Here is a 13,637-nt window from a genome sequence, read left to right as displayed (position 1 = left end):
GGTTAAATTTTAAGATGCATTATTTCTTCTAATAAGGGTGCTAATCCGCTTTTGGTTAAGTTATCATTGTTCCAATAGCTCATAACACAGCTTACATAATTGTTTCTTACTTTTTCTGCAACGTAATAAACGGTTAAAGTTTTTCCGCCAGAGATTCCAGCCAATAATGATTTCATTCCTGTAAAATCAAAAATCACTTTTTTGGCAGTCGTCTCGGTTCCTTCAAATACAACAGCAGTTTGTTCTTCTGAAATAACTTTAATACCGCTTTTGCTTTTCGTTACGTTGAATTGATTTTCAACAGCAGTTTTAGCGCTTTTAATATTTTTATGAACAGACCAATTCATTTCTCCATTGTAAGGACATTGAACAGTATTAACATTTGTCCACGCGCAATTATTCCCCAATTTGATTTTTCTTCCGACAAAACCAATGGAATCAATGGTCATCGATTCAAAAACATCTTCAGGAATTTCGTTCTTTAAAATTCGGTTTACATATTGCTTTTCGAAATCTTCTTCAGGCTTATTGAAGTAACCAAACCAAATGATTGTAATGGTTTTATTATTGTCTTCTATAAAATAGTAGGAGTATGTCTGAACTAAATTTTCGGTAATATTTTGTGCTTTTACGACATGTAAATTGTTGTTGGAAAGAGATTCGTCTTTGGTTTTTAAATCGCTGTCTTTTATGTCGAATTTTTTATAAATCTTTTTTAGTGATTTTTCAGAAAAATCATAATTATAAGTCTGACTTGAAAAATCAACTCCGTCAATATTATAATAAGTAGCACTTTGATTATGTATTGCTTTTAATCTTTGTGCAAAATCATCATTTTGACAATAGACAATTGCTGATAAAAAAAGCAGTAATAAAGAAGTGATTTTTTTCATTTTTCATCGAATAAATTATTCTACCGCAGAAATGGTTTTTTGAATAAACAAATTGATTTCGCATTCTAAAAGTAGTTGGTCTTCAAGTAAGCTTTGACAGCTCATGGTGCATAAAGTATAGTCGTCGCCAACAAATTTAGAAACCAAAGTTGCTTTGGTCGTAATCGTGTCATTAACTTTTGGAAGCGAATGAATTTTTACATTTTTTAAGGCGCTGATAAAACCTATAACGTTAACATTCTCATTTTCTGTGCCATCTTCATCAAAAAAATACTTTTTGCCGACGATTGACGAACAAGTCTGGGCTGTATTTTCGATTAAACCGGCTTCTGTAAAAATGTTTTTGTCGACAAAAATATTGTCTTCTTTGATCAAAAATATGGTTTCTACGAAGTTGGTATCGATATCTAAAATCAAATCGACCATCAGCATCGGAGCGCGATGAGGTAAGTAATTTTGAATGTCAACTCCCACTTTCATAGTTCGTTTTATTTGGCTAAAACGGTTTTCATTTGTCCGCTTGCAATTTCTTCATTATTCAAAAAAGTCACAATGTCAACCAAAGTGATTCCGCCAAATTCCTGTAAAATTGTTATGGTCGATTGAATCGTATCGTTGATTTGTGGAAGCTTTTTAATTTCGATATCTTTAATCGAACCGATGTAGCCTGTTGGTGCAATTTCGTTTTTCAAAAAAAACTGATAACCGGTATGTAAGGCCACAGACTGCGCCATATGTTCGATTAAACCTGCTTCGAGAAAAGTATTTTCTTCTACAAAAATATTATCATTTTCAATTTTCAATCCTGCAACCAATGAAGTTTCAGAATAAGAAAACATACGATCTACCATTACAAAAGGAAACTTCTGCGGTAATAAATTTCCAACAGCTTCTTTTTCTAAAAGTATAGTAGTTTCCATTAGCAAACGGTTAAATACGCATACGCAAAAGAGAATCTTCCACTTTCAGGAACAGACAATAAAATACGGTCTCCTTTTTTTAATTTACCGGAGTTCATTAATTCTTCAACAGCAATATAAATCGATGCCGATCCCACATTTCCAACTCTCAAAAGGTTCATAAACCATTTTTCATCGGCAATTACAATTCCTTTTTCGTATAAGCCATTTCTTAATCCTTCCACAAAAAAGTGAGACGAAACGTGAGGTAAAAAATAATCAACATCTTCTGCTGTAACGTTGTGCTTTGTCATGGCATCGCTCATACTTTCAACGCCTTTTGGCAAGATGAATTCATCCAATAATTTCACATCCTGCTTTACAGCGAAAACAGATTCGTTTAGCCATTCATCTGGTTTGTAATCGCTCCACGGTTTAATTTCGCCGTTTTCTAATTTATCTCCTCCCGCGTACATACAAGCTTCTAATTCGAAAGCATAGGAATACGATTCCATCCATTCAATTTTTAGCGAAATGTTTCCGGTTGGTTTATTTTCTAATAAAAAAGCACCAGCTCCGTCAGATAACATCCAACGTAAAAAATCTTTTTTGAAAGCGATAATGGGCTGAGCTTCTAGATTTTTTAGGTTGATGATTTCGTGATTGTATTTTTGTGCCGAAAGCCAGGTTGAAACTTTTTCAGATCCTGTACAAATAGCATTTTTAGAATTTCCAGATCGAACTGAAAGAAAGCCATATTTCAGGGCATTCATTCCAGAACAGCAGATTCCGGTTGAAGAATTCAATTCAACCGATTTATTTTTCAGCAAACCGTGAACCATTGCCGCATGTGAAGGCGCAAAAAGATCAGGCGATGAAGTTCCGCAGGAAAGTACTTCTACATCCTGATCTGAGAATTTTTCATCAAATAATTGCACAACGGCATTACGGGTCAATTCGGCATTGCTGTGTGTGCTTTTACCTTCTTTGTCGACAGCGTAATAGCGGCTTGTAATTTTATTATTACGCAAAATAATACGTCTTGCCTTTGAGGCAGTATCATTTATAAGTCCCAAATAGTTTTCCATTTCATCATTTGAAACAGCTTCGTTGGGTAAATATTTTGCGGCTTTGGTAATATATACGTCAAACATAATTTAATTTCCTCTTCTAAACTCCCTGATAATATTGAGTTTCCTTTTTTATTTTTTTGAACTTAAATGGATAGGTAATAAGATGCAATATATAGACTATTGGCGAGATTAGCCATATAGCTAAGAATAAATAAACATAAAATATTTTAAGAAGTGTTTTTCTGTTTTTTTGATTTTTATGAATGATATTAGACCATTTATTGAAAATTTTATTCGCTGTTTTATCTACGGTAACTAAATATGAACTGATTTTTACAGCGCCAATTTCTGCTAATTTTGGCTGTAAATCGTCTAAATTGTTTTCTTGAAATTGGGAAAGCATTACTTCTCCAAATTTATCCGATTCCTGTATGTCTTTATCCGAAACGCCTGGCAATGGAAAAAAGCCTAAATATTTTTTCTTTACTCCGGAAAACATCCAGTTTACAATAGTAATAACGCTAATTAAATTGCCAACCCGATCGACCAAAGCTACATTTCCAACCAATTTTGCATTCACATCACGCAATAAAACTTTGATTTTTTCCTGCGCCATAATCCACATATTTCGGGATCCGTTTATGGTGATGACAGGAGTGTTGTTCAGAATGGTTTTGGCTTCAGCACTTTTCAGAAAAGAGTTCATCGGGATGGATGGCGATAAATACCAAACCTGATAATGTAAAAGAACAAGATCGTATTTTGTATTCAGAATTTCCTTAGAAACCGGTTTTAAAGCTGTCGGAATTTGTAAAAAGGATTCCGGAAAAGCATCAAAAAAAGTGGTTTTATTCCACGGAAAAGGAAAAGGTTTTTCTAATTGAATTTCGTGAAAAGTTACCTTTATTTCCTCTGCGTTTAAAAAGGGTTTTGCAATATTTCGCGCAATCGATTCTAGTTGCCCAGATTGAGAATAAAAAATAACGAGAACATTTTTCATTAGGTTTACTTACTTTGGTTGCAAACAAAAATAAGTAAATTTATTTAAACGAATTTTCTTGTTTATTAATTCGTTTAAAATGGAAATAGGTTAGAGATTTTTCGCCATGACCCGACCGAAGCGAATAGACGAAGTAATTCACGATTTTATTTTTTAACAGCTTTGAGAATTTGAGCATCTTTTTTATAAAAAATTCGTAAATTCGTGGCGAATTTTTTAGAATTTTAAATCATTCCAGAAATCAAAATAATTGAACCATTGCAAAGGATATTTTTGCAAAATGCTTTCGACGCTTTTTACATATTCCTGTAATAAACCTTTTTCGTCGCGATGTTTTACGGTGGCTTCTCGGGCGTATAAATGATAATGAAGATTGGGTTCTTTCATTACATAGACAAAAACAACAGGTACTTTTAATCTTGAAGCAATTAAAAATGGGCCAGCCGGAAAGTTGGCTTCTTTGCCGAGAATTTCTGCAGAAAGTGATTTGGTTCCTTCAAAATAACGATCTCCGGTAAAACAAACCAATTCATTGTTCGCCAACGCCGCGTTGATCTCAAAAATATGAGACAAATCGTCCTTGATGATGATGAATTTTACGGTAGGTTTTTGGGTAACACTCTCCAAATAATTTTTAATGGCCGAATGTTCTAAATCTGTAGTAACTAAATTTATTTGAAATTCAAGATCGATATCACCCAAAAAGTGTTCGGCAATTTCAAAATTTCCAACGTGTGCGCTGATTAAAACGCCTCCTTTTTTCTCGGCCAAAAGGTTTTTCAGAATTTCTATTCCGTCAAATTCATAAGTGAATTTGTTTCGCATTCCCGCTGAAATCGAAATTTTGTCAATGATAGTCTGTCCAAAAGTGTAGTAACTTTTGAAAACCATTTTTTTTGCCTGGAAATTGGAATAGCGGAGTCTTTCTTTAAAATAATAAAAAATAGCACGATTGCTCTTTTTTAGAAATAAAAAATAATAAGAAGCAACAAAATAAAGTAAGACATAAGCAGACTTGACACCCGCTTTTTGTATCAAAAAAACGAATATTCTATAGCCTAAAACTGTTCCTTTTGATTTGCCATCCCATTGACTCATTAAACAGCTTTAGCTTTTAGTTTGGTTTCAATAAGGTCGTAAAAATTTTGAAAAGTCGCGATCCCAACAAAATCAGCTTCAACTAGTTTTACACCAAAGTTAGATTCAATTGAAACTACTAAATCAACATAATCCAAACTATCCAACCCAAGTGTATCTTTTAAATTAGCATCTGGTTCAATTTCATCATTATCTACTTCAAATTCATCAACCAAAAAACCATTAATTCTCGTTATAATCTCTTCTTTATTCATTGTTCAATTTAAACTTTTTAACCACCAACGCAGAGTTGGTTCCTCCGAAACCGAAAGAATTGGACAAAAATATGTCAAATTTTTTGTTTAAAGTAGTTTTGACCAAATTTAATTTAGAAGCATCTTCATCTGGATTGTCCAAATTGATGTTTGGCGCGATGAAATCATGCTGCATCATCAAAATAGAATAAATCACTTCACTGGCTCCGGCCATCCAGCATTCGTGGCCAGTCATTGATTTTGTGGAACTTACATACGGATTTTTTTCACCAAAAACTTCGAAGATCGCTTTGGCTTCATTTCCGTCTCCAACTGGCGTTGAAGTCGCATGCGCATTAATATAATCGATGTCTGTTGCTTTTAATTTTGCGTCATCAAGCGCTCGTTGCATGGCTATAGACGGGCCTTCGACATTTGGTGTCGAGATGTGACCGCCATTTGAAGAGAATCCGTAACCTACTACTTCGGCAATAATATTGGCACCTCTGGCAATGGCTGATTCGTAACTTTCAAGAATCAAAGTAGCACCTCCGCCTGACGGAATCAATCCATCACGGTCGGTATCAAAAGGTCTTGACGCTTGTTCAGGTTCGTTTTCTCTTTTTGAAAAAACGCCCAAACCATCAAAACTGCTCATCGCATATTTGTTGATTTCCTGTGCTCCACCTGTAATAATGATATCCTGAAATCCGCTTTTTATTAAGAAATAAGCTAGTCCGATAGAATGTGAGCCGCTCGCGCAAGCTGCACTTATTGTTAAATTGATACCTCGAAGTTTAAAAATCGTTGAAAGATTCATCGTTACCGTTGAATTCATCGACTTGAAAATGGCTCCGGATCCTATTAACGCGGTATCTTTTTTCTCACGAACGATATCTGTAGCATCAATAATGGCCTTAGAAACACTGTCATTTCCATACATGATTCCAACTTCACGGGCATCAAAAAATGCATCGTCGATATTGGCATTTTTCAATGCTTCGATGGTTGCCATATAAGCATACTCGGTTTCTTCACCAATGCTCATGCGTTGTCTTCGGGTCAATAAATTTTTCAAATCTGCCTTTGGAACAACGCCCGTTAAAGCCGATTGAAAACCAAATTCTTTTCTATCAGCATCAAACTGAATACCAGATTTTCCGTTGTATAAAGATTCCTTTACTTCATCTAAAGAAGTTCCGATACAAGAATAAATTCCCATTCCAGTAATTACAACTCTCTTATTCATCGTTTTTAAAGTAATTTTTTTAATCTCGCAAACATAATATTCTTAAGAATAAATACCTCCGTTTATATTGATAATCTCTCCTGTAATATAACTTGATTTTTTAGAGATCAAAAAGCTTACCAAATCTGCTACTTCTTCGGCTTCGCCAAAACGATTCACCGGAATTAGCTTTAATAATTCCTTTTCATCCAGTTGACTTGTCATATCCGTTCTTATAAAACCAGGTGCGACAGCATTTACTGTAATATTACGTTTGGCAACTTCTTGTGCCAATGCTTTTGTTGCCGCAACAATGGCGCCTTTTGCTGCAGAATAATTGGTTTGTCCAGCCGTTCCTTTTACGCCTGAAACCGAAACCATATTTACTATTCTTCCATATTTATTGCGAAGCATTTTTTGAATAAAAAACTGCGTCACATTAAAGAATCCGTTTAAACTTGTATTCACCACTCCGTTCCAGTCTTCTGGAGTCATCCACATAAAGAGACCGTCTTTTGTAATTCCGGCGTTATTTACAATAGCTTCAACCAATGCTTCAGGATTGGCTTCCTGCCATTTTGTTAAAACACTTTGTACTTCTTCAAAATTAGAAACATCAAAACCCAGAATTTCTCCGGTTGCGCCTAATTTTTGTATTTCCTGAAGTGTTGCTTCGGCAGCTGTTTTATTCGAATGATAATTAATCAGAATATGATAATTGGCTTCGACAGCTAGTTTTTTACAAATAGCACTTCCAATTCCTCTCGAACCGCCTGTTACTAATACACATTTCATATTATATAGATGGAATTTATTTTTTACTGAAGAAAATGTTATTTCTTCTTTTTTGCTGCAGGTTTTACTGCGGTTTTGTTTGCAGGTTTGGCCTGTTTTATTTCTTGTTTTGGTTTTTCAGCGGCAACTTCAATTGTCTCCTTTTTTTCTGTTTGAGAAAATAGTTCAGCGTTTTCAAACCATTGATTGCTTACTACAGTTCCGTCGGGGTTAAGAAAGCCCCATTTTCCTTCATTTTTTACTCTCGCCACACCACCAATAAATCCTTTATCCTGCTGTACAAACATGGCAATAATTCCGTTTGCTGTTATTCCGTATTGGGTTGGAATTACTAATTTCCCGGTTTCATTGATAAATCCCCAGTTTTTTTCTTTTACAGGAGCCAAGCCGTTTGAACTGAAAACTTCGGCATCGTTGTAAGTTGGTTCAATTACAAATTCTGCTTTTGGGTTGATATATCCCCATTTTGAACCCACGCAAACGGGAGCTAAATTTTTTGAGAAAGCTTTTGCTTTATCATATATTGGAGTAATGACCCAATTACCCTTTAAGTCAATGAATCCAATTTTTCCGTTCTTTTTGGCAAAAGTCAAGTCTTGTGTTTCAAAATCCCAGATTTTTTCTGCCCCATCAACCGGAATAAATTTTCCTTCACTTACAAGTCCGAACGTTTTATCCTTTCTTGCCCAGGTTGTATTTTTAAAATAATTGCCTATTTCATCATAAGCAGGCTCTACTAATTCTTTTCCTGAAGTATTAATAATCCCCCATTTTTTATTGTTTTCAACTCTGGCGAAACCATTTTCAAAAGATTTAATCTGATCGTATTTAGGTTCCAGAACAACGGTCATTTTTGGATTTATCAATCCCACTTTATTGTTTTGTCTGATAAAAGCGACCCCATCTTTAAAATCAAATAATTTTTCAGAAGCAGGTGCTTTTTGAATTTCTCCTTTTGTATCAATATAAACCCAGTCTTTACCTTTTTTGACAATGGCAATTCCGCTGTTAAAATCTTTTGCATCATCAAAAGTTGCCGGAATTGTAAAAGTTCCTTTTGTATCTATGAATCCCCATTTTCCATTTTCTTCTGCTGCAGCTAAACCTTCAGAAAAGCTTTTTGCCGATTTGTATTTTGGCTCAATTTTAAAATCTCCGTTTTTAGAAATATATCCAATTTTAGAATTTTTCTTAACTAAAGCCAGTTCTTGACTATTAACAAATTGAATACAGCATGCAAATAAAAAAATAAGTGTTTTTTTCATGATTAAAGGTTCAATATTAATAATGTGAAAATTAAATTTAACTGTTGATCAGATAATCTTTTACTTTTTGTACAAACGGATACATTACCTGATCTTCCTTAAACTCCGGAATTATATTTCGAACATCGTCGTACCATTTTTTGGTAACCGATGAAATTTTATCTTTTTGGTTTAAATAATCAATTGCCTGAACAATGGTGATCATTTCGATACTTAAAACTTCAAATGCATTTTCAATTACTTTTGATGTAATCACGGCCGCATTTGTTCCCATACTTACAATGTCCTGATTGTCATTATTGTTTGGGATACTGTGAACGTACATTGGGTTAGACAACATTTGGCTTTCTGCAGTTGTTGAGGTTGCAGTAAACTGAACACCCTGCATTCCGAAATTAAATCCTAATGTTCCTAAATTCACGAATGGAGGAAGAATTTCGTTGATTTTTGAATTCAGTAAATAATTCAATTGACGTTCTGCCAGCATCGTTAATTTGGTAATAACGATTTTTAACTTGTCCATTTCAAGCGAAATATAATCGCCATGAAAATTACCTCCGTGATAAACGTGTTTGTTTTTTACGTCGATAATTGGGTTGTCGTTTGCTGAGTTAAATTCGTCTTCTAAAATCGAAGCAACGTTATTTATTGTTTCTAAAACCGGACCTAAAATTTGAGGTACACATCTTAAAGAATAATATTCCTGAACCTTTTCTTTGAAGATTTCTTCGGTATTTTCTCCAGAATATAAATGGTCTTCTCTTTTTCGGATTAGCGTACTGTCAGAAAGATTTTTTCTCATTCTTTCCGCTACTTCCTGCTGTCCTTTATGACGTTTGGTTTGGTTTAATTCTGCAGAGAAATGATCGTCATATGCCTGAACCAATTCGTTGATGGCACAAGAGCATTTTAAAGACCAGTCTAACAATTTATTGGCATGATGCACATTGACAACGCCAATTCCGGTCATAACCGAAGTTCCGTTAATCAAAGCCAAGCCTTCTCTAATTTCTACCTGAATTGGTTTTAAACCTTCAATTTCAAAAACCTCCGGAGTTGGTCTTCTTTCTCCTTTATAAAAAACTTCACCTTCGCCAATTAAGACTAAAGCCAAGTGTGATAATTGTACTAAATCTCCGCTCGCACCAACACCACCATGTTCAAAAATAAGAGGTGTAATATCTCTGTTGATTAATTCAGCCATCAAATGGATAACAGAAGGATGAACTCCGGAATTCCCTAATGAAAGCGTATTCAAACGAGCTAAAATTGCCGCTTTTGCACAAACCGGACTTAATGGTTTTCCAGTTCCTGAAGAGTGACTTCTAATTAAATTATATTGCAGCTGGATTTGGTCTGACTCTTTAATTCTATATTGAGCCATTGGTCCAAAACCAGTATTTACACCATATATTACTTTGTTTCCTGAAAATTCTTTCAGAAAGTTAAAGCTTTCGTTTACTCGATTTAAAACTACATCGCTGATCGCAACTTTATTATTCCCAAAAATGATAGCCTCAAATTCTGCTAAACTTAAATATTCATTAATTGTATTCATCAAATCGGTTTTGATTGTGCTAATTTAATTTTATTTATCAAAATAAATGTAGTTATTTTGATGAAGGCAAATGTAAGTTAATAATCGATAACATTTTTATTATGACAAAGGAGTTTGTTGATGTTTTAGTGATTGGTGCAGGACCTTCTGGATGCGTTTCGGCATCGTATCTTCATAAAAATAATATTAAGATAAAAGTGGTGGAGAAAGCAAAATTCCCAAGGCTTGTGGTCGGCGAAAGCCTTATTCCGCGAGTGATGGATCATTTTGCCGAAGCCGAACTTTTTGAATCTCTGGATGCGATGAATTTTGAGAAAAAACTCGGCGCTCGTTTTATTAGAGGTGAAGAAATTTGTGTTTTCGATTTCAGTCAGAAATTTGGAGAAGGCTGGGATTGGACCTGGCAGGTACCGCGTGCTGATTTTGACAATACAATGGCACAGGAAATTGTTCGAAAAGGAATTGACTTAGAATTTGAATCAGAGGTTTTGGAAGTTTCTTTTGAAGGGAAAAATTCGAAAACTATTGTAAAAGACAAAGACGGAAATTTAAAAGAAATTCATGCTAAATTTATTATTGATTCCAGCGGATACGGCAGAGTATTGCCAAGACTTTTGGATTTGGATACGCCGTCAAAATTAGATCCGCACTCTTCGATATTTACACACGTAAAAGATATAAACAGACCCGAAGGCGAGGAAGGAACCCAAATTTCATTTGATATTCTGGAAACAGAAGTTTGGTTGTGGGTTATTCCGTTTTCGAATGGGAACACCAGTCTAGGTGTTGTGGGTCCGACGGATTTTATTAATTCACTTTCAGAAAATAAAGACAATACCGAGGCTTTGCGAAATGCCATTCAAAAATCGGATTATTATATCAAAAGATTTAAAGGAACCGAGTTTTTGTTTGAACCCGTAAAATTAGAAAATTATTCAAGAGCAGTAAAAAGAATGTATGGCGATGGTTTTGCCCTGACCGGAAATAGCTCAGAATTCTTAGATCCGGTATTCTCATCAGGAGTTGCTTTTGCAACTGAGTCCGGAATGCTGGCTGCAAAATTATACATCAAAGAATCGCAAGGAATTGAAGTCGATTGGGAGACCGAATTTACGGGTTATATGAAAAAAGGAATAGCTGTTTTTACCACTTATGTGAAAGAATGGTACACCGGAAACCTTCAGACCTTGTTTTTTCATCAGCCTGAAAATCCAGATGTAAAAGAAAAAATTTGTGCAGTTTTAGCCGGATACGTTTGGAATGAAGAAAATCCTTTTGTAAAAAAACATGATCATGTGATCCAGAATATGGCCTATTTACTGAATATGCAAAAAGAAGATTTAAATAAAGAATAAATGAAAGATAAGATTAGCAAATTAGTTCTTCTTGCAATGATTTGTGGTCTTATTTCTCTTTTTATAAAAGGACATTTAAATTCGCAAGAAATTCAGGAAAATAAAAAACAAACGGTTTGTAAATTCACTTTTTGCAAGACTTTTCCCAAGACTACAGAAAGTTTTTTCAAGTATAGTGTAAATGAAAAATGGTATAGAAATAGTTATGGTCGCTGTCCTGATAATTATAATGAAAAGATTAATAAGTTCTTTATAATAGATTATTCTTCTAAAGATCCTAATAAAATATGTGTTGATTTTTCGAAACAAATTATAGATACAACAATTATTTTAAAAGCTGGATTTACACGAGAGGATATAGGAAACTAAGTAAAAAAAAAGAGGATATCAATTTGATATCCTCTTTTTGTCTTCAAAAAATAATATAGTAAAAAAATAATACTACCAGAATTTAACGTACAACGCTACAATAATCAATAATGTAATTACGATTAAAACTGTAGTTTGTGGTTTTACTTTAAACATTTCAGCGTCTATTTCAAACGCTTTAGGGTTTACTTTAGGACCAGCGAAACTGATTCCAATCATCGCTAACATGGTAAAGAAGAATGATAATCCCATACAAATGTGGAAAGGAATTTCGAAAGCACCTTTTCCGTTAGGATAAGCTGTGTATAATAAAGTTTCGTTTCCGAATAACATTGGAGCATATTCATTGAATAATACTGACAATACAAATCCTAAAATTACACCCACAATTGCAGCCGTTCCAGTTGTTCTTTTCCAGAACATACCAAGGAAGAACATAGCAAATACACCAGGGCTAATGAAACCTGTATACTTTTGAATGTAAGTGAATCCACCAACACCACCAATTCCTAAAATATCATTCCATGTAAATAATACCGCTAAAAGCATTGCAGCAAAAACAGCAATTCTACCAATGTTTACTTGTTGTTTTTCACCCGCTTCTTTTTGGATGTATTTTTTATGAATATCTAAAGTATAAATAGTCGAGATACTGTTTACTTTTCCGGCTAATGAAGCTACGATTGCAGCAGTCAATGCCGCTACAGAAAGACCTTTTAAACCAGTTGGCAAGAATGTCAATACAGCAGAATAAGCTCCGTCTTTTCCTCCAACTAATTGAGGTAAATGTCCGTTTTGGTATAAAACATAAGCCGCGATACCTGGCAACATTACGATTAATGGCATTAATAATTTTAACATACCAGCAAATAAAATACCTGTACGGGCAGTTTGCAAGTCGGCACCTAATGCTCTTTGTGTGATGTATTGGTTACATCCCCAGTAGTTTAAGTTGATGATCCAGATACCGGCAACATAAGACATTAAACCTGGGAAAGTTAAATATTTGTCGATTTCAAGTTGAGATGAAGTCGCAGTTGGTTTTGGAATGATCATTTTGAAATGCTCAGGAGCTTCTCTCATTAAAACTTTAAAACCTGCAATTGCATTTTCACCAACTCCAAAATATTGTCCAACTGTTGTCAAAGCAATATATGAAGTTACTAAACCTCCGATAATTAAAACCGCAACCTGAATAACGTCAGTATAAGCCACAACTTTCATACCTCCTAAAGAGATGATCAAAGCAAAAACAGCTAATCCAACCATGATTACGTGAAGATATTCTCCACCGGCAAGACCATTAATAGCTACTGCTCCTAAATACAGGATAGATGTTAAGTTTACAAATACATATAAAAACAACCAGAAAACTGCCATAATCAAAGCAGTAGATTCGTTATAACGTGTTTTTAAGAATTGAGGCATAGTGTAAATCTTATTTTTAAGATATACAGGAATAAACCAAACTGCTACAATAATAAGTGCAACAGCTGCAAGCCATTCGTATGCTGCAACGGCAATTCCTAGGAAGAAACCTTCACCACTCATTCCGATAAATTGTTCAGCTGAAATGTTTGAGGCAATTAACGAAGCTCCAATAGCCCACCACGTTAAATTTCCTTCAGCCAAAAAGTAAGCTTTTGCATCGTGTTCGTCTTTTTTACGCTTACTGTAAACTGTGTAACCGTAGACGGAAACGACGATGAAATAAATAATAAAAACCGCATAATCTGCGAAAGCAAGGTTCTGGTTCATTGTTAGTAGTATTTTAAAAATTAGTTTTTAGGTGATTGTTTGTTTAATAAATTATAAATCAGCTTTTTTGTGGTTTTCTCTGACTAAAAATAAGATATGTGTTTTATTTATGT

Annotated in this window: 14 protein-coding genes; 2 read left to right on the top strand and 12 right to left on the bottom strand. The window is 34.4% G+C overall.

The annotated features are described in order from the left end of the window. Positions 1-2 precede the first annotated feature (2 nt). From Q7C23_RS01605 to hutH, 11 genes are all read right to left on the bottom strand, one after another. The gene (locus Q7C23_RS01605; protein WP_375030873.1) at positions 3-893 is read right to left on the bottom strand and encodes a hypothetical protein; all 891 of its coding nucleotides are present in this window, start codon (positions 891-893) and stop codon (positions 3-5) included. Between the two features lie 15 nt (positions 894-908). Beyond that, positions 909-1,373 carry an ABC transporter permease gene (locus Q7C23_RS01600; protein WP_375030872.1) on the bottom strand — a complete coding sequence of 155 codons (465 nt, stop codon included), beginning with the start codon at positions 1,371-1,373 and terminating at the stop codon, positions 909-911. 8 nt (positions 1,374-1,381) lie between these two features. Beyond that, positions 1,382-1,813, bottom strand: a complete 432-nt coding sequence (locus tag Q7C23_RS01595; RefSeq protein WP_375030871.1) for a hypothetical protein — start codon at positions 1,811-1,813, stop codon at positions 1,382-1,384. Next, positions 1,813-2,946, bottom strand: coding sequence for a beta-ketoacyl-ACP synthase III (locus Q7C23_RS01590; protein ID WP_375030870.1), 1,134 nt, complete (start codon positions 2,944-2,946; stop codon positions 1,813-1,815). Before Q7C23_RS01590 ends, Q7C23_RS01595 begins: the two co-directional genes overlap by 1 nt. Before the next feature lie 16 nt (positions 2,947-2,962). Next, complete coding sequence (locus Q7C23_RS01585) at positions 2,963-3,865, bottom strand: dialkylrecorsinol condensing enzyme DarA (protein ID WP_375030869.1); 903 nt, start codon at positions 3,863-3,865, stop codon at positions 2,963-2,965. A 216-nt stretch (positions 3,866-4,081) separates the two neighbouring features. Next, on the bottom strand, positions 4,082-4,963 hold the full coding sequence (locus tag Q7C23_RS01580; protein ID WP_375030868.1) for a lipid A biosynthesis acyltransferase: 882 nt from the start codon (positions 4,961-4,963) through the stop codon (positions 4,082-4,084). Continuing rightward, positions 4,963-5,217: an acyl carrier protein gene (locus Q7C23_RS01575; protein WP_072970098.1), complete on the bottom strand. Its 255-nt coding sequence runs from the start codon at positions 5,215-5,217 to the stop codon at positions 4,963-4,965. Before Q7C23_RS01575 ends, Q7C23_RS01580 begins: the two co-directional genes overlap by 1 nt. Further along, positions 5,210-6,445: a beta-ketoacyl-[acyl-carrier-protein] synthase family protein gene (locus tag Q7C23_RS01570; protein WP_375030867.1), complete on the bottom strand. Its 1,236-nt coding sequence runs from the start codon at positions 6,443-6,445 to the stop codon at positions 5,210-5,212. Before Q7C23_RS01570 ends, Q7C23_RS01575 begins: the two co-directional genes overlap by 8 nt. Before the next feature lie 42 nt (positions 6,446-6,487). Next, on the bottom strand, positions 6,488-7,219 hold the full coding sequence (gene fabG / locus Q7C23_RS01565) for a 3-oxoacyl-ACP reductase FabG (RefSeq protein WP_375030866.1): 732 nt from the start codon (positions 7,217-7,219) through the stop codon (positions 6,488-6,490). A gap of 38 nt (positions 7,220-7,257) precedes the next feature. Continuing rightward, the gene (locus Q7C23_RS01560) at positions 7,258-8,484 is read right to left on the bottom strand and encodes a WG repeat-containing protein (protein WP_375030865.1); all 1,227 of its coding nucleotides are present in this window, start codon (positions 8,482-8,484) and stop codon (positions 7,258-7,260) included. 37 nt (positions 8,485-8,521) lie between these two features. Then, the gene (hutH, locus tag Q7C23_RS01555) at positions 8,522-10,042 is read right to left on the bottom strand and encodes a histidine ammonia-lyase (protein ID WP_375030864.1); all 1,521 of its coding nucleotides are present in this window, start codon (positions 10,040-10,042) and stop codon (positions 8,522-8,524) included. Between the two features lie 101 nt (positions 10,043-10,143). On the opposite strand from hutH, the gene Q7C23_RS01550 reads away from it, so the two are divergent. Together Q7C23_RS01550 and Q7C23_RS01545 are read left to right on the top strand one after the other, a co-directional pair. Beyond that, positions 10,144-11,397: an NAD(P)/FAD-dependent oxidoreductase gene (locus Q7C23_RS01550; protein ID WP_375030863.1), complete on the top strand. Its 1,254-nt coding sequence runs from the start codon at positions 10,144-10,146 to the stop codon at positions 11,395-11,397. Next, positions 11,398-11,766: a hypothetical protein gene (locus Q7C23_RS01545; protein WP_375030862.1), complete on the top strand. Its 369-nt coding sequence runs from the start codon at positions 11,398-11,400 to the stop codon at positions 11,764-11,766. 72 nt (positions 11,767-11,838) lie between these two features. Here Q7C23_RS01545 and Q7C23_RS01540 read toward each other — a convergent pair whose 3' ends face one another. Further along, a complete protein-coding gene (locus Q7C23_RS01540; protein WP_375030861.1) occupies positions 11,839-13,524 on the bottom strand; it encodes a sodium/sugar symporter in 1,686 nt (561 codons plus the stop codon). Positions 13,525-13,637: the final 113 nt, after the last annotated feature.

The organism is Flavobacterium sp. LAR06, from assembly GCF_041946075.1.
Classification (GTDB): Bacteria; Bacteroidota; Bacteroidia; order Flavobacteriales; family Flavobacteriaceae; genus Flavobacterium.
Note: the sequence above shows the minus strand (reverse complement) of the source record. Positions and strands in the feature narration are given on the sequence as shown.